Below are 21,917 nucleotides of genomic sequence, written 5' to 3' on the forward strand. Positions count from 1 at the left end.
TTTATCCTTTTATTTTATTTATGATATTTGTAGTGCTAAAACCATCTTCAAAATCAACCAAAACAACCTCTTTTGCTATATTGCTTCCAACAACTTCTTTACCTGCATAATCAGCCCCTTTTACCAAAATATCAGGGCGAATTTTTTCAATCAAATTTAAAGGCGTATCTTCATCAAAAATAATCACAAAATCAACAAATTCTAAAGCACTCAAAAGTAAGGCTCTTGAGTTTTGTGAGTTTATAGGGCGAGTTTTTCCTTTTAGCCTTTTAACAGAGCTATCAGAATTTAGTCCAATTATCAAAATCTCTCCAAGTTTTTTTGCCTTATTTAGATACTTAATGTGACCAGCATGCAAAATATCAAAACAACCATTTGTAAAAACTACTTTTTTATCATTATTTTTTAAAATTTGGCAAATTTCATCTAAGTTTTTTATTTTTTCTTCTAAGTTTGTACTTGATGATGATTTGGAGTATTTTTCTATTTCATCTAAACTCGCAGTTGCACTTCCTACTTTTCCAACCACGACAGCAGCTGCCTTGTTTGCAAGACTAAGAGCAGAAATTATGTCCATTTTATTTGACAAAGCATATCCTAAAGTCGCAAGTACCGTATCTCCAGCACCAGTTACATCAAAAACTTCTTTTGCAATTGCCGGTATTATTTTTACTTCATCGTTGTTGTATAGAGCAATACCTCTTTCAGAAAGAGTTATAATGGAATATTTTAAATTTAACTCATCTTTAAGTCTTTTTAGGGCTAATTTTAGTGAAAAATCATCATCAATTTTAATCTTTAAAGCTTGCATTGCCTCTTTTAAATTTGGTGTTAGAAGTGTTGCATTTTTATATTTGGAATAGTCACTTCCCTTTGGGTCTATCAATATAAATTTAGAGTTTTCATTTGCTATTTTTATAATTTGCTGGCAAAAATCATATCGTAAAACGCCTTTTGCATAGTCACTCAACAAAACAGCGTCGTAGTTTTTGATGATATCTTTAAAAGAGTTTAAAAGCTCATCTTTAGAAGTTTCCAAAATATCATTTTTGCTTTCCTTATCAAACCTTATAACTTGCTGATGAACTGCCATAATACGAGTTTTATGAGCGCTTTTTCTATCTTTTTCTTTTACTATTTTCTCAATCTTTACACCCATATTCTCAAGCATTAAAACTATATCTTTGCCAGACTCATCATCACCAACAACACTCATCACGCCAACATCTAAGCCCAGTGCTTTTAAGTTGGCCATTACATTTCCAGCTCCGCCTAGACGCTTGTTTTCGCTCCTAATATCAACAACCGCAACAGGTGCTTCAGGTGAAATTCTATCACATTCACCCCAAAGATAGTGATCTATCATCAAATCACCAATAACTAAAATTTTAGGCTTCATTTTTTATACTTTCATATATTTTTTTAATCTCAGGGATATAGCTTTTAATTCCATCTTCAAGGCTAAATTTAGGCTCATAAGAGAGATTTTGTCTACTTAGAGAAATATCAGCTTGTGTATGGAATTGATATTGTTTAATAAATGGATTTTTGATATATTCACATTTTAAATTTGTATTAAGCTCGTTTTGTAAGATATCTACAATCTCTTGAAAGCTTCTTGCAACTCCAGTAGCAGCGTTATATACTCCACTTTTATCAGATAAAAATGCCAAATGATTAATCGCAATAATATCTTTTACATAGACAAAATCTCTTTTTATCTTATCACTATCTTCAAAAAGCCTTGGATTTTGCCCATTTAAAATTTGAAGTCCAAACTGCAAAACCATAGAGGCAGTTTTATCTTTAAAAAACTCATTTTCACCATACACATTGAAATATCTAAGACCAATACAATGAATTTTTTCGTGATATTTTAAAGCTAGTTTATCCATCATTAGTTTTGAAAAACCGTAAACATTTCTAGGTTCTTCACTATGCCAAATCTTTTGCGGACTTTTTGCGTTTCCATAAGTTGCCGCTGAACTTGCATAAATCATCTTTGCATCAATTTTTTTGCAAATATCAAGAAGCTCGGCAAAGGCATTTAAATTTGTTTTTATCATTATGCTTTGATCATTTACCGTAGTGTCAGATATGGCAGCTTCATGAAAAATTGCATCAGGTTTAAATTTAGCGATACTTTTAAGAGTTTTTCTATCATTTATATCACCCTCTAAAACCCTGCCACCAAATTTAAGTAAGTTTTTATAGTGACCAAAACTCTTTAAGTTGCCATTATCAAATCTTTCACCTGTTCTAAAAATATCCACAACTAAAACATCAGCGCCTAAATTTTCAAAATAATTTGCCAAATTTGAACCTATAAAACCAGCCCCGCCAGTTATAACTATTTTTTTATTTTTCATCTTTTTTCCTTATAAATTTAAGCATTTCTTTAAGCTCTTTTATGCAATGAAAGTCTCTATTTAAACTCTTTTCTTCTTTGCTTAGTAAAAACAAATTTTTAACTCCGGCATTTTTCCCAGCTTCGATATCGCTTAGTTTATCGCCTATTAAGTATGATTTTGACAAATCTATACCAAATTCATCCTTTGCAGCTAAAATCATTCCGGGGTTTGGCTTTCTGCACTCACAACCACTCAAATGAGGACAAAAATAGACTTTATCAATATTTATATCTCTTTTTTTAAACTCATTTTTCATATAGTCTGTTAAAATTTCAAAATCTTTTGTAGTGTAGTAGCCTCTTTGAATGCCTGATTGGTTAGTGACAATAATGATTAAAAAATCTCTTTTTTTAAATTCTTTTAAAATCTCGAAAACTCCATCTATAAATTTGAAATCTTCTATTTTAAAAACATATCCAAAATCCTCATTTATAACACCATCTCTATCCAAAAAGAGTGCTTTATTTTCATAAGTTTTCATGAAATATATTATACAAATTTATACTAAATAAAACTTTATTTACCCAAACAAAATGATGAAAACATCTCATCTAAAATTTCTGTTCGCTCAAATGGTCTTGTTATAGATGAAATTTCACTAATTGCCGAGTTTATTTCATAGGCAAAAAGCTCAAGCTCATTTTCATTTAATAAATTTTTAGCTCTTGAAATTGCCTCTTTTGCTGAATTTACAGCATTTATTTGATAAGTTGCTGTAAGCATAATCCCGTCATAGTTTTTAGTATCAAGATAATTTTTCAACTCATCAGTAACTAACCCGATGCCCTCTTTAGCTGAAATCTGAAGAGGCTTATTTAGTTTTTTATCAAATTTTTGAATTAAATCTGATTTATTTAAAATATAAAATATTTTTTTATCATTTTTTTCAAGGCCCATGCATATTTCTAAAATTGCCCTATCTTCTTCATCAAATTTAGCTGAATTATCAAAAACTGCTAGAACAATATCGGCTTCGTTTGCTTTTTTTATTGCAGTTTTAATGCCAATTTTTTCTATACTTGAAACACCCTCTCTAATGCCCGCAGTATCAATTATCCTAACTAAATGGCTTCCTAGCATCAGACTTTCTTCTATGGAATCTCTAGTAGTGCCAGCCTCATTTGAGATTATAGCTCTGTCATAAGATAAAAGTGCATTTAAAATAGAACTTTTTCCAACGTTTGGCTTTCCTATAATAGCAACTTTAAATCCCTCTATAAGACCTTTTCTTTGTTTGCTAATAGTAACAATCTCATCAAGTTTTTTATAATTTTTACCAAGTAAATTATTAATTTTTTCTAAAATATCAGTTGGTAAATCTTCTTCTGCATAATCTATACAAACTTCAGTATAGGCAAGAGTTTTAACAAGCTCACCCCTTAAAGATTCAACAAATTTGCTAAGTGATCCTTGCATTTGATAGGTTAAAATTTTTAAAGCGTCTTTACTTCTAGCAGTTATTAGGCTTTGGATAGAGCTCGCTTTTGCAAGATCCATTTTATCATTTAAAAAGGCTCTTTTACTAAATTCTCCTGGTTTTGCAAGTCTAGCACCAGCTTTTAAAAGCTCATCAATGATTAAATTTGAAATCAAAAATCCACCATGAGTTTGAAACTCAACTATATCCTCTCCAGTAAAACTTTTTGGAGATTTAAAATAAATTATTATACCTCTATCTATAAGCTCATTGTCTAAAGAATAAATTTTTAGCAAAGTTGCGTATCTTGGAGTTAATTTATTTGTTTTTAAAAGTTTTAATGAGATATCTAAAGCTTCTTTTCCACTAACTCTTATAATAGATACTGCCCCAACCCCATTTGCAGTAGATATAGCTACAATTGTATCATTCATTTTTTGCCGGTCTTATAACTATAAATTTTCCATGTCTTGAAGAGCGAACACCGACATAATTATTAGGAAATTCATTTCTAAGCTGCTCTAAAGCAATTCTTACCAAAACACCATCTAAAAGTTTAGTTTGAGCTTTTCCAGTTGTTTTTACCTTTTCAATAACATCAACCAAATATGCAGCAATCATTTTTTCTTGATTTTCTAAAAAGCGTGAAATCTCAAGCCTTACATGATATCCGTATTTTGGATAAATCCAATTGTGAAGAAGATGTGTTATTGCTTTATATCTATATCCTTCTTTCCCTATTAAAAGTGCCGCATCATCACCATCTAATTTTATATAAATAGTTTTATCATCAAATTTATTTACTTCAAAACTATTGATGTTAAAAAAATCATTTTTAAAAAGGTTTTCAATTCCATTTTTTATTTCAATAATAGCCTTGTTTATTTCAACTTTTTCATTATTCGGTTTTATAAATTCTTTCTTGTTTTCAAAATTATTTTTTTGCTTTTCAGGTTTTTGAGGACTTTTATCATCCTTTTTAGATTTTTGAGATTTTTCACCTTTATCTATATTTTGCTCTTTTTTAGCTTTTTTTGATTCACTACTAATATCTGTTTTTTTCAAAGATTTTGTATTGCTAACTTTTTTAGCATCTATGATTGCATTTTTTTTAAAAAAACCCAAAATCCCACTTTTTGGATGTTGTAAAACTTTAAAATCAAGTTCGGTTACAGAACATCCTAGCTCAACAGAAGCTTTTGTTATAGCCTCTTCTAATGTAAATGCTTCAAATTTCACTATTTTTTCTCCGCCATTTCTAATTCTTTTCTCTTTTTAAACATTCTATTTATAATAATTTGCTGAATTAAAGCAAATATATTATTAACACACCAATAAAGTGTAAGTCCAGCTGGGAATGTCATAAAGAAAAATATAAATATTACAGGCAAGAATTTCATAATCTTTTCTTGCATTGGATCAGTAAAACTCGTAGGAGTAAGACGCTGTTGGATATACATCGCAGCACCCATTATAATAGGAAGTATAAAATATGGATCCTTAATGGCTAAATTATCTATCCAAAGTATCCAAGGTGCTCCTTGAAGCTCAATTGCATTTAATAAAACTCTATAAATTGCAAAAAATACAGGAATTTGAAGTAGCATTGGCAAGCATCCACCCATTGGATTTGCGCCATGTTTTCTATATAGCTCCATAACTTGTGCTTGCATTTTTTGCGGATCATTTTTATATTTTTCTCTAATTTCTTTCATTTTTGGAGCTAAATCTTTTAACTTATTCATAGAAATCATAGCTTTATAAGTAAGTGGTGATAAGATAAGCCTTATTAAAATAGTTAAAATAACTATTGCCCAACCCCAGTTTCCAACCATAGTATAAAACTTACTAAGTAACCAAAACATAGGTTTTGCAATAAAAGTAAACCAGCCATACTCTATAACATCACTTAATTCAGGGTTTATTGATTTTAAAAGCTCATGATTTTTAGGCCCTATAAAGCCACCAGCTTCAAAAACTCTATCTTCAACTGCTACAAAAGCTTGATTTATTCCATCACTTGTCTCATTTAGCGCTACTTTCATAGGTTTTTCAAAGTTATAAAATAAAGTTGCGTAGTATCTATCAAAAGATGATGCAATATCGATATTATTATAAGTTTGAGCTTTATTTTTTACTTTTCCATCTTTTACAATTTCTAGATTATCTTCTAAATTTCTAAGTAATACTCCATGAATTGTAAGTCTATCTGCTGCAACATCTGGCCTAAGTCCTGGAGTTACAAAGTAATTTTCATTCTTATTTGTTTCTACTTTTACCTTATAATTACCCCTTTTTGAAAAAGTTATAGTTTTTTTAACTATAACTTCGCCTAAATTTTGAGTAAGAACAACGCTTTTTTTACCATCATTTAAATTAATGTTTGACACACTTGCTTCGTACGGAATTTCAAAAGCTAGCTTATTAATTTCTTGGTTTGCAAACCTAATTTCTAATGGTTTTGGATATTGTGTTATTAAATTTAAAAAATTTCCTTCTTCATCTTTATAAATATTTTCATTTAATTTAAATGAACTTATTCTTCCTAAAGAGTCAATTTTAGCATTAAAATAATCCGAGCTTATATTTACTATTGTTTTATCTTCTTTTGAAACTGTATTAATAGGAGCTTTATTTTGATTATCAAGCTTTACATTTGGTGCTTCGTTTGCAGTTTTTACCTGTTTTGTAGCAATTGTTGCATTTGTGTCTCTAAATTTTGATAAATAAAGACTATCGTAGGCTATAAAAAAAATGAAAGCAAGAAGCGTTGCAATGATAGCTCTTTTTTGAAGTGATTTTTCATCCATCATGGGGCTAATTTTCCTTTTTATATGATTTTATAACATAGTATTTTCCATTTTTATAAGGAACAAACCAAAATAAAAACTTCAAATTCTTATTTTTAAAAGAAAATTTTACAGCAGAAAAATCTTTATAAATTATAGGATAGTCGATTCCACCTTTAAAAAGTTGATTACATCTTAGAATTCTTAAAATAGTTAAAAAAAATGCTTTTAAACAAAAGTTGTGCTTAAATTGTATCAAAGCATATTCAGAACAACTAGGATAGTATCTGCAAGCCGCTGGAAAAAGCGGTGAGATGTTATGTTGATAAATTTTTATGATTTTTATAAAAAAATCCTTCATTTAAAAGCATCCATTTTTCTAAAAGACCATCTTAAACTCTTTTTTATAGAATCAAAGCTAAAGTTAATTATTGAAGGCTTCGCAATTATAATGTAAAATCCTGATTTTAAATCATATCCCATATTAGCAAATGCCGCTCTTAAAACTCTTTTAGCACGATTTCTAATAACTGCTTTTCCTACTTTTTTACTAGCAATTGCTGTAAATTTTCTATCATCAGAAGCCAAAAAATAAACAACTGCAAATTCAGTGTGCCATTTTTTAGCCATCTCATAAACTTTTTTAAACTCATCTGCCTTATTTATGGCAGAAAATTCAATCAAACAGCCAATCTTTTTCTACCTTTTGCTCTTCTTGCATTGATAACTTTTCTGCCGTTTTTACTTTTCATCCTAACTCTAAAACCATGTGTTCTTTTTTTAGGAGCATTATGTGGTTGATATGTTCTTTTCATATTTTTCCTTTTAATTTTTTAATTTACCAAACGATGATTTTATCTTAAAATTACTTAAAAATAGATAAGAATAACTTTTTTATGTGTTTAACATTTTGCAGTATAATTTTAGAAGTTTAAAATAAATAAAATTTTAAAGGAAATTTATGAACAAAATTTTAAATATATATCTTTTTTTGATTGCTATTTTAATAGGTCTTGAAATTTGTGCAGGAGTTTTTGTTGCTCCTGTAATTTTTAATCCAGCAAATTTAATTGGTGAAGGCGTTTTAACACATTTCCAAAGCGGGCAAATAATGACTGAAATTTTTCTAAGATTTAATAAAATTTTACTTATCATATCAATTTTGACATTTATTGCAGAAAGCATTAATCTGGCAAATAAAAATAAAAATTTCAACATTAAATTTTCAACTTTTATGCTTGCTTTTATAAATTTAGTCTTAGCCCTACTTTTTATATTTTACTTTTCAAATTATATAGTCAATGCTCAAGAAATCGGACCATCAATGACTCAAACTACTTCTTTTGCGCAAATGCATAAAGCTAGCGAATGGACTATGAAAATTATGCTTATAGCTCAAACATTTTTATTTTTTATTAAATTTCCAAATATTAAAAATGAGCTTAAAAAAGAGGCCAAGTAAATGAAGATAAGAGTTTATTATGAAGATACGGATGCTGGCGGTATTGTATATCATACAAATTTTATAAAATACTGTGAACGTGCAAGAAGCGAAATGGTATTTAACTCAAATTTAGACTCATTTACTCCAAATAGGCATTTTGTTGTTAAAAATATAAATGCCTCATATATAAAACCAGCTTTTTTAGGAGATATACTAGAAGTTATTTCAACACCAAATGGTATAAAAAAGGCAAGTTTAGTTATAAATCAAAAAATTTATAAAATTGCCTCTTTGGAAAAAAACTTAGATGAGAAAGAGCTTATTTTTGAAGCCGATATAAAAATAGCCTATTTAGTAGATAAAAAACCAGCTGCAATGAGTAGTAAAATGATAGAATTTTTTAAAAATTATAAGTAGAATTTTCTACTTATAACTAATTTTCAAAATTTAACTCACTATTTAAATTCTTTTCTTCATCTCTAATAGATTCAAATTTATGATTTGTTGTTTTATAAATCTTTGTGTCATAATTTATACTTGAGCCAACGATTCTTTCTTTAAAAATCCGCTCATCATCAGTATTTGCAAAAGCATTGTATAAATAATCAAGCCCAATAGCCGTTGAATAAGCAATCCAGTTATAATAAATATCAACTCCCAAAATTGAACTTATAGAAGCAATATTTTGCGGAACATGAGTAATGGAATTTGCGATAAATAAATTTTGTCTATCTTTAAAATCTATAAGTGATAAAAGTTTTGGAGCATAATTTATCTGCGTTGTAAAAAAGGCATTTGGCACCAAATCATTTATTTTCAACTCATAAATTATCTTAGCCGTTGTATTAAGTGGCAAATTTAAAAAAATATCAACATCTTTTAAATTTTCATCAACTCTTCCTAAAAGCGAAGTTTGAGCACCATCAACTAAAACTTTTTTTTCTATATTTGCACCACTTAAAGAAATATACTCATCTAAAAATTTTGCCAAAAAGCTATTATCTTCAAAAACAACTATATTTTTATAATCAGAATACTCTAAAAGTTTTAAGACTTGATCTTCGTAATCAATACCTCCAAAAAAGATATTTCCCCTACTTGCTTTAACCATTTTATAGTGAAGTGTAGGTATGAAAAAAAGCATATTTATATCGGAATTTTTTGCAATTATTTCAGCACCTTTTGCAGTAAGTGGAGCAATGACTAAAGAAATACCATCGTTTTTTATTTTATTAATAGCAGTTATTAATGATATTTCATTTTCATTTCCAGTTAAATAAAATTTAACCTTTACATTTAAATTTTTAGAAATTATATAAGAAAAGACTGCATTTGAAACTATATGAGCATATCCACCTATTATATTTTGAGGAAGTAAAACGGCGATTTGTTGTTGCGACAAATCCATATCTTTTGTTACAACAAGCTTTGCAATACCGCTGACCAAACTCATATAGTAGCTTTCAAGGTAAGAATTTGAATATTCCTTAGAGTATCTTGATAAAAAGCTAAAATCTTTTTTTTCATCAATTAATTTTTTTAAACACTGACTATCGCAAATTCCAGGTTCAAAGTCTAGATAATAAAGACTCGCTGGTGGAATAGGAGAAGGTTTTTGAATTTTTGCAAAACAACTTGAGAAAATTAACAATAATATTAGTAAATTTTTTTTCATAACAACTCTTTAATTTTTTTTATATCATTTAAAAAAAACTTTTTTTTCGCTGGATTTAACCTTACAAAATCAAGATCAAACATAGGCAAAACAAAGTTTTTTTTATATTTTAAAACATAACCGTGAAGTGTTTCTAAACTAGACATTTCAAAATCTTCAAAAATAGCACTTAAACACTCATCGCCCATTGCCAAAATAAGCTTTGGATTTAGTTTTTCAATCTCATCAAAAAGATATGGCTTGCACCTTTGAAAACTCTCATCATAAGGTTTAATATCTTTATTTGAGTGACATTTTACCATAAAAGTAAAATATAAATCATCTTCGTTTAAATTTAAGGTATTAATGAGTTTGTTTTTAAACTCTAAAACTAGTTTTGAAGATAATAAATCTCCAGTTTTATTTTGAATATCACTTGGATTTTTTAAAATTATCATAATTTTAGCATGTTTATTTTTTGAAAAAACAGTATTAATTCTTTGTTTTGAAAGATTGCACAACTCGCAAATATTAAGGTTTTGCTGCAGTTCATCAAAGTCTTTAAATTTGCTTTTTTTAATCAAATTTAAAACACTTTCATCTATAAATTTATATCCAAAAGCCTTATAACATTTTAAAATATACATTAAATCATAATTCATCAAAACCATCTTTAAAAAGATTTGAGTTTGAGGCTAAAAACACTCTATCAAAACCTGCTAAATCTTTATAAAATTTGGCTTCAAAACCATTTTCTTTTAAGATTTTACTCAAAGGTCTTTTTTGATCATAGCCTATTTCACAAGCTAGAATTCTTGTTTTATCTTTACTTAAATTAATAATGTGTTCTAAAATTTCATATCCTTTAGCACCACCAAAAAGTGCTTCTTTTGGCTCATTTAAAACCCATTTATCAAGTTTATAGTTGTTTTTTATATATGGTGGATTTGATACTATGATATCAAAACTATCATCTATTCCATTAAGATAAGATGTGTTTATAAAGCTTACATCTAAATTTAGCTTTTTAGCATTTATACTTGCGACTTCAAAGGCTGTTTTTGAAATATCAGTAGCTGTTATATTTGAATTTGGAAGCATTTTTTTTAGACTCAAAGAAATTATTCCACTTCCAAAACCAATTTCGCAAATTTTAGGATTTGTAAAATTTTTTGCAACCTCATAGACTTTTTTGACTAAAATTTCAGTTTCAAACCTAGGGATTAAAACACCCTTTTTTATAAAAAACTCACTATCTAAAAAGCTTACTTTACTCGTTATATACTCTAACGGCTCGCCATCTTCATATCTTTTTAATAATAAAAAATATCTATGAGGATGATCTAAATTTTCATTTATTTTAAGTAAAATTTCAGTCATACTTAAATTTAAATGAAATTTTAAAAGTTCTCTTGCAACAAAAGGCGTTGTAAGTTCTTCACCCTTTTTAAGAGCTTCAAATATTTTCATCATTTAACTCACAAATTCGCTCATACAAAGTTGGATGAGAATGGTAAAAATTTGAATAAAGCTTGTGTGATTTTGGAAAAGCTTTATTCTCACTTCCAAGCTTTTTTAGGGCATTTATCATGTCATTTTTATTTTGTATTTTAGCACCAAATTTATCAGCCGCAAACTCTCTTTTTCTGCTTAAAAAAGATTGAAGTGGAGTTATAATAAATGAAAGCAAATTTGATAAAATGGCTATCATCACTATAATACTTCCACCACTTTTTTCAATTCCAACAGCGTTAAAAATAGTTTCTGGCAAATTTCCCAAAAGACCAAAAATAACAAAAAATAAAATAGCTGAAAAAACTAAAATTCTTAAAATATCTTTGTTTTTAAAATGCCCTAGTTCATGACCTAAAACAGCTAAAATTTCATCTTTTGTAAGTTTTTTTATAAGCGTATCAAACAAAACTACCCTTTTAGCGCTTCCAAAACCACCAAAATAAGCATTTAGGCGATTATCTCTTTTGCTAGCATCGATTGTAAAAACACCGCTACTTTTAAATCCACATTTTCTAAGAAGTGATTCAATACTATCTTTTAAAACATCATCTTTTAAAATTTCCATTTTATTAAAAAGTGGAGCAATTAAAGTAGGATATAAAAAATTTATAATTAAAATAATTACAAATGATAAAATTGCAGCCCAAAACCACCACAAATTTCCTAAAAAATTTATGCAAATTAAAAGCAAATAAACAACTATTGAGCCAAATATAATGCTTAGTAAAAAAGACTTTAATAAATCCAATAAAAAAGTTTTAATGCTTAAATTTGAAAAGCCAAATTTTTTATCTTTTACAAATTTAGAATAAATATCAATAGGTAAACTTAAAATTCCACCAATTAAAAAAAAGCTTATCACAAAAACTAAATTTTCAAAAATAGTATTGTTTAAAACTACATTTTGATACAAAAGTCTTAATCCAAAACTAAGCCAACAAATGGTTATAAAAAATTCATATATCAAAGTAAAAATAGCAAATTTTTTATTAAAAATAGTAATATTTCCAGCTTCTTTGTATTTTTTCTCATCTAAAATAACAGCTTCTTTTTTTATCTCTTCTTTTACAAATTTAAGTTCGCAAATTTCTAAAAAAATTTTAAACAAACTATAGGCCAAAAATAATGTTATTAGTATACAAAGCATATATTCTCCATTAATTTTTATTATAAAATTTTATAAAATGTAATTTAGCATAAATTTAATAAAAAAATAATGAAAAAGCAGTTTTTACAGATAATTTTGTTATAATGCAAGATTTATTAAATTAACAAGAAATGGTTTTACATGAAAAGGTTTATTTTTACGATTTTTTTATTTCTTCCAATACTTATGTTTGGAAATGAGTTAGCTGATTTAAATGCTCAAAAATTTGGAATTTTAACACTTATCCCTCCGGTTGTTGCAATCACATTGGCTTTTATTACAAAAGATGTTATTTTTTCTCTTTTTATAGGCGTTTTTAGTGGAACATTTATGATGTTTATAGCACAAGATAATATTTTTAGTGCTTTTATAAAAGGTTTTGTAAATGTTTGCAATAGAATGGTTCACTCAATGGCAGATCCATGGAATGCAGGAATAATTCTTCAAGTTTTAGCGATTGGCGGTGTTGTTGCGCTAATCACAAGAATGGGTGGCACAAAAGCGGTCGCTGAGTGGCTTGCAAAAAAAGCTAAAAACCATAAATCATCACAAATTTCAACTTGGCTAATGGGACTTTTTGTTTTCTTTGATGATTACGCTAATGCCCTTATTGTTGGACCTGTAATGCGCCCAGTTACTGATAAATTTAAAGTTTCAAGAGAAAAACTAGCTTTTATTATAGATGCAACAGCTGCTCCTATTTCTGGAATAGCTATAATCTCAACATGGATTGGGTATGAACTTTCTGTTATAAAGTCTTCTTATGAAATCATCGGAATGACTGATGTAAATGCATTTGCGATATTTCTAGAGACACTTCCATATAGATTTTATAATATATTTATGATAATTTTTGTTTTTGCTACAGCTATTACAGCAAGAGAATTTGGCCCTATGTATAAAGCTGAACTAAGAGCTAGAACAACTGGCATAACAACATCAAAAAACAATATAAAAATGGATGACATAGAAGATAAGTCAATTCTTCCTAAAGCAGGTGTTAAACTTCAAACATCAAATGCAATAATTCCAATTTTAGTTTTAATGTTTGGTGCGATTTTAGGTTTTTATCTAAATGGCCTTGGAGCATTAGAGGGTGAAATTTTAGAACAAGTTAAAGCTGATCCTTTTTCACTATTTGCTTTAAGAGAAACTTTTGGTAATGCTGATGCTTCGGTTGTGCTTTTTCAAGCTGCACTTTTTGCGACTGTAGTTGCTATTTTTATGGGTGTTTATAGAAAAATATTTACAATTAGCGAAGCAATTAGTGTTTGGGTAAAGGGTTGGAAAACGATGATAATTACAATAGTTATTTTACTACTTGCATGGTCACTTAGTTCAATCATTAAAGATTTAGGAACTTCGAGATATTTAGTAGGAATTTTATCAGATTCAGTTCCACTTTGGGTTCTTCCAACAACTATTTTTATACTTGGATCATTTATCTCATTTTCTACGGGAACAAGTTATGGAACAATGGGTATTTTAATGCCACTTGCCATACCTTTAGCTTTTGCAATAGGCGGATACAATGGCTTAACAGAGCATACACTTCACTCATATATGATAATAAATATTGGCTCTGTATTAACAGGAGCGATATTTGGCGATCACTGTTCACCGATATCAGATACAACAATACTTTCTTCAATGGGGGCAGGATGTAATCACATAGATCACGTTGCAACACAAATGCCTTATGCGTTATTAATAGGTGCAATTTCAGTACTTATTGGCTATTTACCTGTATCTTTTGGACTACCGGTGGTATTTTCATTGGCACTTGGAGTAATTTTTATATTTATTATTTTAAAAACAATTGGTAAAAAAGTTGAATAAATTTAGGGTGTAAATTTACACCCTAAATTTCAAAAGATATGAAAGAAAAATTTATTTTAAATTTAAAAAATAAAAAATCATATTCAATTAAAAAATACTACATTATCCAAACACTCTTTGTATTAAGTTATCTATTTTTTGCCTTAATCGTGCCTTATGATATAGAAAAATTTTATCCAAACGCTTCAAAATTTATAGATTTTTTTAAATTTATCCCAGTGATTGATATCTTAGATAAAGATGAAAATATAAAAAGCGGTATAGTGTTTTACTTTTGTTTTATGCTAGTTATTGGGCTTATTTATACTATTTGGCATTTTAAAAACTACTTTTATAAGCTTGTGATTTTAAATGGTTTCTTAGGTATAAATGAACCTGTAAAAGATGGTGTTGTTGGTAAAATAAACGAACAAGATTTAAAACTAGTTAAAAATCCATTTTTACTTTTTATTTTACTGATTTGTGTTTACCTGTTTTTTATTTATATTTTATATTATTTTTTTAGCGGAAATTTTTTAAATGATTGTGGTGATATCTTTGAAAGACGAAATAACATAACTTATTTACAAAAATACCAAACAAAGCTTGGTGCTTCATATACCACAGCTATTTTTCAAGGAATTGCTTTTTATATAAGTACCGTTGTGATAAATTTAAGAGTGTTGCATCTTTTGTGGTTGTATAAAAATAGTAAAAATAAAATTAACTAAATTTTAAAAGAGTATTAAGCTTTCAACTTTTTAAACTCTCAGCCAACGCCAAAATTTCAAAATACTCATTTTCCATATTTGTTAAATTTCCCTTTTTTTCTTCTAATTCCTCAAAAAGAGATTGAATTCCTACTTCTTTATAAATTTCAGGCGTTGAAAGTGCGTGATTTAGCTCTTTTATACGGTTTTCAAGTCTTTCTATTTCAGCTGGATACTCATTTAAAATTTTATTTTGCTTAAAGCTTAATTTTGTTTGAGTTTTTGGTTGTAAGCTTTTTTGAGCTTGTTGCTCATTTACTTTTTCTTTGGCATCTTTTTCTATTTCATCAAGCTCTTCGATCTCATCTTCAAGTTCTAAATACTCACTATATGGCATGTATGTTTGATTAATATTTCCGCTATTTTCAAAAATCCAAAGCTTATTTGTAACTTTATCTACAAAATATCTATCGTGACTTACTATTATAACAGCACCTTCAAAACTCATTAAATACTCTTCTAAGATATTAATTGTAGCAATGTCAAGGTCATTTGTAGGTTCATCTAAAATTAAGCAATCATACTCTTTTGTAAAAAGTAAAGCCAAAGCTACTCTATTTTTTTCGCCACCACTTAAAGAGCCAACCTTTTGAGTTAAAAACTCTTTTGGGAAAAGAAAGTTTTTTAAATAGCCATATACATGTATATATCTACCTCTAACCCAAACATGGTCCCCACCATTTGGACAAAAAACTTCTATTAAGCTATCATCGTCGTTAATACCCTCTCTCATTTGATCAAAATATCCGATTTTTAATTCACCTTTTTTTATAACTCCACTATCTGGTGAAATTCTACCCAAAAATGTTTTTAAAAGTGTGCTTTTTCCACTTCCATTTTTTCCTACTATTCCAATCCTCTCACCTTGCAAAACTCTTGTATTAAAATTTTTAAAAAGTGTTTTTCCACCTAATGCTTTTGTTAAATTTACACACTCAAAAAGCATTTTTTTTCTATTTTGCCCAAGTCCGCCGTGATTAAAACTAACATTTGCTCTTTCTAGCTCAAGTTTTACTTTTCGTATAATTCCAGGATTTTTCTTTGCAGCTTCTCGCATTTGAATAACGCGTTGTTTTCTTCCTTCATCTCTTTTAAGCCTAGCTTTTACTCCGCGTCTAAGCCACTCTTCTTCACTTTTTAAAGTTTTTATTAAAGTTTCGTAGCTTTTTTGCATAGAAGCTAACATTTCTTGTTTTTTAATTAAATAATTTTCATATCCACCATCAAAACTTTGAATTTCGCCATCTTCTATTTCTATACAACGATTAGCAAGGCGTTCTATAAAATATCTATCATGACTTATAAAAACTATTGTTTGGTTGCTAGAAATAATCATTTCCTCTAAAAATTTAACCATGTAAACATCAAGATGGTTTGTTGGTTCATCCAATAAAAGCACATCAGGTTTTTTTAAGATAAGTCCGCCAAGTGCGACACGCCTTATCTCACCACCACTTAAAGTTGAAATAGCTCTATCTTTAAATTCATCAAGTTCAAAATGTTCAATTACACGAGTTATTTTATTTTCTATATTCCACGCATCGTGTGTATCTATAAATTTGCTAAGTTCGTTTTGCTTTTGTATTAAGTCTTTATTTTGAGGATCATTGGAAAGTAAATTTAAAGTTTTTGTATATTCATCAAGTGCACTATATATCTCTTTAAGTTCTGATCTTATAGCTTGTTCAACTGTAAAATGAGATTTGAAATTTGGAGCTTGTTCAAGATACTGTACATTTATACCATTTTGCGTAACAACTCTTCCATCATCAGGTATATAAATTCCAGCAATTATTTTCATAAGAGTTGATTTTCCACCACCATTTTTTCCAATAATGGCAATTCTTTCTTTATCGTTTATAGTTAAATTTGCATTATTTAAAATACTTTTTGTACCAAATTTCTTTTTTACATCTATTAAATCAACAAGTGCCAATAAATTTCCTTATAATAAATTTTATTATTCTATATCAAATAAGTTAAATTTATAATAAAATAGCTTGATTTTAGTCAAAATAACTTAATTTATCATCTTTTGGATTGTAGTTTTGTTTTGTAAATTTAATAAATTTTTCAATATTCTTTTTTTTTGAACTATTTTTTTTATATATAAAGTAACTATAATTTTGCAAAGGATAATTGTCATCTTTTGGATGAGAAATTGTACCTTTATATTCCAAATAAGCTGAGTTTAAATTTTGTGTATAGTAGTAACTAGTGTATCCAATAGAATAAGGAGTTTGTTTTATAAAAAGAGCTAAATCTTTATTTCCCCTTTTTCCAATTCCTAGCTTAAAATTTATAAACTCACTGTTTTCTAAATTCCAAAAATCACTATTATTTTTTAAAAAAGATGATATTGTAAATGTAGTGCCAGATCCATCATATCTATGAAAAAAAATTATTTTTTCATTTGGTAGATTTAAATTTGGGTTTAAAAGAGCTATTTCTTTATCATTCCAAAACTTAATTTTTCCTATAAAAATTTTAGATATCAAATTTGGAGTTAAAACCAAATTTGATATATTTGGTAAATTGTAACTTATGGAAATTGGACTTTTTATAAATGGTATAAACTCTAAACTATCATCTTTAAAAGCTATATCAACTATTGCGAAATCAGCTTTATTAAGCAAAACTTGTTTTATTCCGCCACTTGATCCAATTGGAAAATATAAAATTTCATTTTTAGTTTTTAATTTATATAAATTTGAAAGTTCAACCACTTTATCGCCTGCAAATGTTGCACCATACCCTTTAAGCTCATAAGCATTTAATAAATTTATGCATAAAAATATAAAACTAAATTTCACTATTTTTTGCAGCATTGCTATCCTTAATTCCAAAAAATTTTATAAAAATAATTCTAACTTTTTGCATAATTCTATCAAACCAACTCTTTTTTTGAAGTAAAATTGAGATATTTATCCCATCTTTTTTTGTATAAATTCTACTAGCTCCATTAAAAACAGAGGTGTAAAACTCATCTTCATCTAAAAGTTTTTCTTCAACTAAATCTTTTGTATCTATAAAAAGATCTATATCAATACCATATTTTTCTCCTAGCTTATTTAGCTCATTTCTTAAATTTACAATATCTTCATGAAAATCTTTTTTTATCTTTTTTTTAATCACAAAAAGATCTATATCACTACTTGGCTTTGGATTTCCTTTAGCATAACTTCCAAAAATCCAAATTTCTCTTGGGTTTAATGATTTTAGTTTTTTAATTAACTTATCTTGAATGCCCTTTGGCAAATTAGTATTATCCAAATTTTCCACCTACATACTCTTGTAAAAGTTTTTCTCTTGGATTTTTAAATATTTGCTCGGTTTTACCAAATTCGATTAAATCTCCTAAATACATAAATGCTGTATAATCACTAACTCTTAGAGCTTGTTGCATATTGTGAGTTACAATAACAATTGTGTAGTTTTTTTTTAGTCTATGTATAAGCTCTTCAATAGCTATTGTAGAGATTGGATCAAGTGCTGAAGTTGGCTCATCAAAAAGCAAAATATCAGGACTTACTGCAATAGCTCTTGCTATACAAAGTCTTTGTCTTTGGCCTCCTGAAAGTCCGCCTGCATCATCATTTAATCTATCCTTTACCTCATCCCATATATTTGCACCTTTTAAGGCACTTTCAGTAATTTGAGATAATGTTTTTTTATCTTTTATGCCTTGAAGCTTTAAGCCATATTCAACATTATCTTTTATACTCATTGGAAAAGCAGTAGGTTGTTGAAAAATCATACCGATTTTTATCCTTAAATTTATCAAATCAATATTGCTGTTTAAAATATTTTCACCACAAAACGAAATCTCACCTTCGTAGCGATTTCCTGGATAAAGATCATGAATTCTATTAATTGACCTTAAAAGAGTTGATTTACCACATCCTGATGGCCCTATCAAAGCAGTTACTTTTTTATCAGCCACTGGCATGTTAATCTTATTTAAGTTTGGCTTATTGCTTCCTTGATACCAAAATGAGAAATCTTTTATGCTTAAAGCAAGATTTTCTTTAACTTCTGTTATTGTTGCCATAAATTATCCTTTATTTTTCTTTGTTTTTATTAAAATTCTTCCAATTATATTTACACCCAAAACCACAACCGCTAACAAAAATGCTCCCGCCCACGCAACTGAGTTTAAGTCTGCATCAGGACTTTGGGTAAATTCATAAATTGTATTTGTCAAACTTGGCATTGGACCAAATGGATTTAAAGTTAAAAAATCCCACGCACCTGAAGTAAATAAAAGCGGTGCAGTTTCACCTGAAACTCTTGCTACAGCTAAAACAACTCCAGTTAAAATACCATTTTTTGCCGCACGAAATACAATTTGCATTGTAACTTTATATTTTGGTGCACCCAAAGCAAACGCTGCTTCCCTTAAACTTTGTGGAACCAAAGTTAACATATCATCAGTTGTTTTTAATACAACTGGTATCATCATAACGGCCAAAGCCAAAGCTCCAGCAAATCCATTATAAGAACCAAATGGTGATACTACAACAGCATAAATAAATGCACCAATTACAATCGATGGCGTACTCATCATAATATCGCTCATATTTCTTATAAAGTTTGATTTTCTATCATTAGCTCCGCCATATTCACTTAGATATGTTCCAGCCATTAGTCCAATTGGAATTCCTATAATTGAGGCAATTCCTACTAAAATAGTATGTCCAATAAGAGCATTTCTAAGCCCGCCAAAAACAGTATCATCTATAAAAATAGAACTACTAAATCCAGCTATTCCTTTAACTATCAAAGTTACCATTATCCACACTAAAAAAAACAGTCCCAAAACTGCAAAGAAAATAGAGACATAATTTACTATTTTATTAGTTCTTACTCTTTTTGCAGCGGCTTTTTCTCTTATGGCTATAAATTTATCACTCATTTTATTACCCTTTTTTTTCTAAGTAGTGCAAATTTTGCAACTGCAATCGTAATAAAGCTAATTACAAATAAAATAAGCGCTAAATAATACATTGAACTTTCATAAACAGGCATTCCCATTGCCTCGCCAAATTGTAAAGCAAGTGTTACTGGGATACTTGTTGCTGGATCTGAAATATTGCCAGGAATAACAGAAATTCCACCAAGCAAAAACGCAACAGCCATAGTCTCACCAAAAGCTCTACCTAAAGCTAAAATAATTGAACCAATAATCCCTGCTTTTGCATATGGAAAAATAATATTTTTTATAACATCGAATTTAGTAGCACCTAAGGCATAAGCTGATTCTTTTAAAATGGATGGAGTTGTTTCCATGCTATCTCTTGTAACTGAGGCAATAAATGGCAGAATCATAATTGATAAAACAAGTCCACCAGTTAAAAGCCCAAGCCCAGTTCCTTCAAAAAGCTTTTGAACAAAAGGAACAAAATATAAAAAACCCCACATTCCATAAACAATAGAGGGAATTGCCGCTAGTAATTCAATATTTACACTAAAAAAAGTCCTAACTCTGAATGGAGCAATTTCTGTTAAAAATATAGCTATACCAATAGCAACAGGCGTAGCTAAAAGCATAGCTATAAATGTTGAAACTATCGTTCCAAATATAGCAGCTGCACCACCGAGACGCTTATTTGCCACATCCCAAGTAGAATCAAATAAAAACCCTAACCTAAATTCATCTATAGCAGGGAGTGCTCTATAAAAAAGTGTTAGAAAAATAATAAGTAAAATAATTAAAACTAAAATTGAAGACAATTTTGCAAAAAATGAGAATATTTTTTCATTTCTTAAAGCATGGCACTGAAAACCTGTCATTATAAACCTTTTTGTGAGCTTATAGCTCTCTGCGAGAATTCACAGAGAGTTTTTAAATTTAGTTATTTGGTTGAATGTCGTATTTTTTCCAATACTCTTCAATCATCTTAACGGTATCATCGGGAAGTGGTAAATATCCTAAATCAGTAGCTGCTTTTTTAGCTTTTTGGCTTGTAAATGCCCATTTAAAAAATTTAGTTACTTTTTTACCATCTCCAGTATTGTCACTTGGCAAAACGATAAATGTTGCTGCAACTATCGGATATGATTTCTCACCAGCACTATATGCTAAAACATCATAAAAATGCTCATCAATGCTGAAATTTGAATTTAATGCAGCACGATCAAAGTTTTCTTTTGTTGGCTCAGCCCAGTCACCATTTTTTGTTTTTAGAGTTGCTGCAGCTAAATTTTCTTGAACTTTATAAGCATATTCAATATATCCAATTGAGTTTGAAGTTTGTTTTATTGTTTTTGCAACAAGTGGATTTCCTTGAGCTGGAGTTACTTTTGCACCCCAATTAATTGTTTTTGCAGCACCGTAATTTTTAGCCCAGTCTTCATCTGCTCTTGCTAAATAGCTCGTAAAATTAAATGTTGTTCCGCTTGATTCACTTCTTACAACTGGAACTATGTCTGCAGCAGGAAGTTTTAAATTTGGATTAAGCTCTTTTAAGTATGCATCATCCCATTTTGTAATTTTTCCGCTAAAAATTCCTGCAACTGCTTTGCCATCAAGTTTTAATTCATGATCTTTTACACCATTTATGTTATAAGCTAAAACAACACTTCCTGTAACTCCTGGAAATTGTAAAAGTTTTTTCTCTTTTAACTCTTCTTTTGTTAAAGCTGCATCAGTTCCACCGAAATTTCCATTTCTATCAGTTATAGCACTTACTCCTTTTCCACTTCCACCACCACTATAAGTTACTTGATTTTTTGTATCTTTATAGTATAGTTTTGTCCACTCTTTATAAACGGGCATTGGAAAAGTTGCACCTTGACCTGAAATTTTGTCATTTGCACTCAAATTTGAAAAAACAAATGTCGAAGCGACTGCTAAAATAGCTAATTTTTTTACCATTTTTTATCCTTTTTCTAAAATTTGAAGCAATTGTAAGAAAACTTTATAACTTTTTGGAAACTTTTATAAGTAGAT

The 21,917-nt window shown here is 28.6% G+C and carries 24 protein-coding genes; 4 read left to right on the forward strand and 20 right to left on the reverse strand.

The window, feature by feature from the left end; translation table 11 throughout:
• Nucleotide 1: 1 nt before the first annotated feature.
• Genes rfaE1 through rpmH form a run of 9 tightly spaced genes read right to left on the reverse strand, consistent with a single transcriptional unit; the run spans nt 2 to nt 7,432 of the window.
• A complete protein-coding gene (gene rfaE1, locus O6B72_RS03845) occupies nt 2-1,399 on the reverse strand; it encodes a D-glycero-beta-D-manno-heptose-7-phosphate kinase (protein WP_269492267.1) in 1,398 nt (465 codons plus the stop codon).
• Nucleotides 1,389-2,369: an ADP-glyceromanno-heptose 6-epimerase gene (gene rfaD / locus O6B72_RS03850; protein ID WP_050335240.1), complete on the reverse strand. Its 981-nt coding sequence runs from the start codon at nt 2,367-2,369 to the stop codon at nt 1,389-1,391. The genes rfaE1 and rfaD overlap by 11 nt, the downstream gene beginning before the upstream one ends.
• Nucleotides 2,359-2,892: a D-glycero-beta-D-manno-heptose 1,7-bisphosphate 7-phosphatase gene (gene gmhB, locus O6B72_RS03855; RefSeq protein WP_269492268.1), complete on the reverse strand. Its 534-nt coding sequence runs from the start codon at nt 2,890-2,892 to the stop codon at nt 2,359-2,361. The genes rfaD and gmhB overlap by 11 nt, the downstream gene beginning before the upstream one ends.
• A gap of 35 nt (nt 2,893-2,927) precedes the next feature.
• Nucleotides 2,928-4,262: a tRNA uridine-5-carboxymethylaminomethyl(34) synthesis GTPase MnmE gene (mnmE, locus tag O6B72_RS03860; RefSeq protein ID WP_269492270.1), complete on the reverse strand. Its 1,335-nt coding sequence runs from the start codon at nt 4,260-4,262 to the stop codon at nt 2,928-2,930.
• A complete protein-coding gene (locus O6B72_RS03865; RefSeq protein ID WP_258298603.1) occupies nt 4,255-5,067 on the reverse strand; it encodes a Jag N-terminal domain-containing protein in 813 nt (270 codons plus the stop codon). Before O6B72_RS03865 ends, mnmE begins: the two co-directional genes overlap by 8 nt.
• A complete protein-coding gene (gene yidC / locus O6B72_RS03870) occupies nt 5,067-6,641 on the reverse strand; it encodes a membrane protein insertase YidC (protein ID WP_269492271.1) in 1,575 nt (524 codons plus the stop codon). Before yidC ends, O6B72_RS03865 begins: the two co-directional genes overlap by 1 nt.
• A gap of 4 nt (nt 6,642-6,645) precedes the next feature.
• Complete coding sequence (gene yidD, locus O6B72_RS03875) at nt 6,646-6,978, reverse strand: membrane protein insertion efficiency factor YidD (protein WP_024962478.1); 333 nt, start codon at nt 6,976-6,978, stop codon at nt 6,646-6,648.
• The gene (gene rnpA, locus O6B72_RS03880) at nt 6,975-7,301 is read right to left on the reverse strand and encodes a ribonuclease P protein component (RefSeq protein ID WP_024962477.1); all 327 of its coding nucleotides are present in this window, start codon (nt 7,299-7,301) and stop codon (nt 6,975-6,977) included. The genes yidD and rnpA overlap by 4 nt, the downstream gene beginning before the upstream one ends.
• Entirely contained in the window at nt 7,298-7,432 is a 135-nt protein-coding gene (gene rpmH, locus O6B72_RS03885) for a 50S ribosomal protein L34 (RefSeq protein ID WP_018712642.1), read from the reverse strand. Before rpmH ends, rnpA begins: the two co-directional genes overlap by 4 nt.
• A gap of 146 nt (nt 7,433-7,578) precedes the next feature.
• On the opposite strand from rpmH, the gene O6B72_RS03890 reads away from it, so the two are divergent.
• On the forward strand, nt 7,579-8,079 hold the full coding sequence (locus tag O6B72_RS03890) for a DUF4149 domain-containing protein (protein WP_269492272.1): 501 nt from the start codon (nt 7,579-7,581) through the stop codon (nt 8,077-8,079).
• Nucleotides 8,080-8,478 carry a YbgC/FadM family acyl-CoA thioesterase gene (locus O6B72_RS03895; RefSeq protein WP_258298600.1) on the forward strand — a complete coding sequence of 133 codons (399 nt, stop codon included), beginning with the start codon at nt 8,080-8,082 and terminating at the stop codon, nt 8,476-8,478. It begins immediately after the preceding gene.
• A gap of 16 nt (nt 8,479-8,494) precedes the next feature.
• Here O6B72_RS03895 and O6B72_RS03900 read toward each other — a convergent pair whose 3' ends face one another.
• Genes O6B72_RS03900 through O6B72_RS03915 form a run of 4 tightly spaced genes read right to left on the reverse strand, consistent with a single transcriptional unit; the run spans nt 8,495 to nt 12,377 of the window.
• The gene (locus O6B72_RS03900) at nt 8,495-9,736 is read right to left on the reverse strand and encodes a type 1 periplasmic-binding domain-containing protein (protein ID WP_101637550.1); all 1,242 of its coding nucleotides are present in this window, start codon (nt 9,734-9,736) and stop codon (nt 8,495-8,497) included.
• Nucleotides 9,733-10,377 carry a uracil-DNA glycosylase gene (locus O6B72_RS03905; protein ID WP_101637549.1) on the reverse strand — a complete coding sequence of 215 codons (645 nt, stop codon included), beginning with the start codon at nt 10,375-10,377 and terminating at the stop codon, nt 9,733-9,735. The genes O6B72_RS03900 and O6B72_RS03905 overlap by 4 nt, the downstream gene beginning before the upstream one ends.
• Complete coding sequence (gene prmC, locus O6B72_RS03910; RefSeq protein WP_101637548.1) at nt 10,367-11,185, reverse strand: peptide chain release factor N(5)-glutamine methyltransferase; 819 nt, start codon at nt 11,183-11,185, stop codon at nt 10,367-10,369. The genes O6B72_RS03905 and prmC overlap by 11 nt, the downstream gene beginning before the upstream one ends.
• Nucleotides 11,172-12,377, reverse strand: coding sequence for a M48 family metallopeptidase (locus tag O6B72_RS03915; protein WP_269492273.1), 1,206 nt, complete (start codon nt 12,375-12,377; stop codon nt 11,172-11,174). Before O6B72_RS03915 ends, prmC begins: the two co-directional genes overlap by 14 nt.
• Before the next feature lie 141 nt (nt 12,378-12,518).
• Between O6B72_RS03915 and O6B72_RS03920 the strand changes: the two genes are divergently transcribed.
• Nucleotides 12,519-14,216, forward strand: a complete 1,698-nt coding sequence (locus tag O6B72_RS03920; protein WP_269492274.1) for a Na+/H+ antiporter NhaC family protein — start codon at nt 12,519-12,521, stop codon at nt 14,214-14,216.
• Nucleotides 14,217-14,254: 38 nt separating this feature from the next.
• On the forward strand, nt 14,255-14,926 hold the full coding sequence (locus O6B72_RS03925; RefSeq protein WP_269492275.1) for a hypothetical protein: 672 nt from the start codon (nt 14,255-14,257) through the stop codon (nt 14,924-14,926).
• Between the two features lie 22 nt (nt 14,927-14,948).
• Here O6B72_RS03925 and abc-f read toward each other — a convergent pair whose 3' ends face one another.
• From abc-f to pstS, 7 genes are all read right to left on the reverse strand, one after another.
• Nucleotides 14,949-16,901 (reverse strand): ribosomal protection-like ABC-F family protein, encoded by a 1,953-nt coding sequence (gene abc-f, locus O6B72_RS03930; RefSeq protein WP_269492276.1) that lies wholly within the window; start codon nt 16,899-16,901, stop codon nt 14,949-14,951.
• A gap of 70 nt (nt 16,902-16,971) precedes the next feature.
• Entirely contained in the window at nt 16,972-17,793 is an 822-nt protein-coding gene (locus O6B72_RS03935) for a substrate-binding domain-containing protein (protein WP_269488476.1), read from the reverse strand.
• Nucleotides 17,768-18,247 (reverse strand): nucleotidyltransferase family protein, encoded by a 480-nt coding sequence (locus tag O6B72_RS03940; RefSeq protein WP_244079114.1) that lies wholly within the window; start codon nt 18,245-18,247, stop codon nt 17,768-17,770. The genes O6B72_RS03935 and O6B72_RS03940 overlap by 26 nt, the downstream gene beginning before the upstream one ends.
• Nucleotides 18,231-19,016, reverse strand: coding sequence for a phosphate ABC transporter ATP-binding protein PstB (gene pstB / locus O6B72_RS03945; protein WP_156846760.1), 786 nt, complete (start codon nt 19,014-19,016; stop codon nt 18,231-18,233). The genes O6B72_RS03940 and pstB overlap by 17 nt, the downstream gene beginning before the upstream one ends.
• A 3-nt stretch (nt 19,017-19,019) precedes the next feature.
• Nucleotides 19,020-19,880: a phosphate ABC transporter permease PstA gene (gene pstA / locus O6B72_RS03950; RefSeq protein ID WP_101636606.1), complete on the reverse strand. Its 861-nt coding sequence runs from the start codon at nt 19,878-19,880 to the stop codon at nt 19,020-19,022.
• Nucleotides 19,877-20,758: a phosphate ABC transporter permease subunit PstC gene (pstC, locus tag O6B72_RS03955; RefSeq protein ID WP_269492277.1), complete on the reverse strand. Its 882-nt coding sequence runs from the start codon at nt 20,756-20,758 to the stop codon at nt 19,877-19,879. The genes pstA and pstC overlap by 4 nt, the downstream gene beginning before the upstream one ends.
• Before the next feature lie 58 nt (nt 20,759-20,816).
• The gene (gene pstS, locus O6B72_RS03960; RefSeq protein WP_156846763.1) at nt 20,817-21,842 is read right to left on the reverse strand and encodes a phosphate ABC transporter substrate-binding protein PstS; all 1,026 of its coding nucleotides are present in this window, start codon (nt 21,840-21,842) and stop codon (nt 20,817-20,819) included.
• Between the last annotated feature and the right edge of the window lie 75 nt (nt 21,843-21,917).

Source organism: Campylobacter ureolyticus, from assembly GCF_027277485.1.
Lineage (GTDB): Bacteria > Campylobacterota > Campylobacteria > Campylobacterales > Campylobacteraceae > Campylobacter_B > Campylobacter_B ureolyticus_B.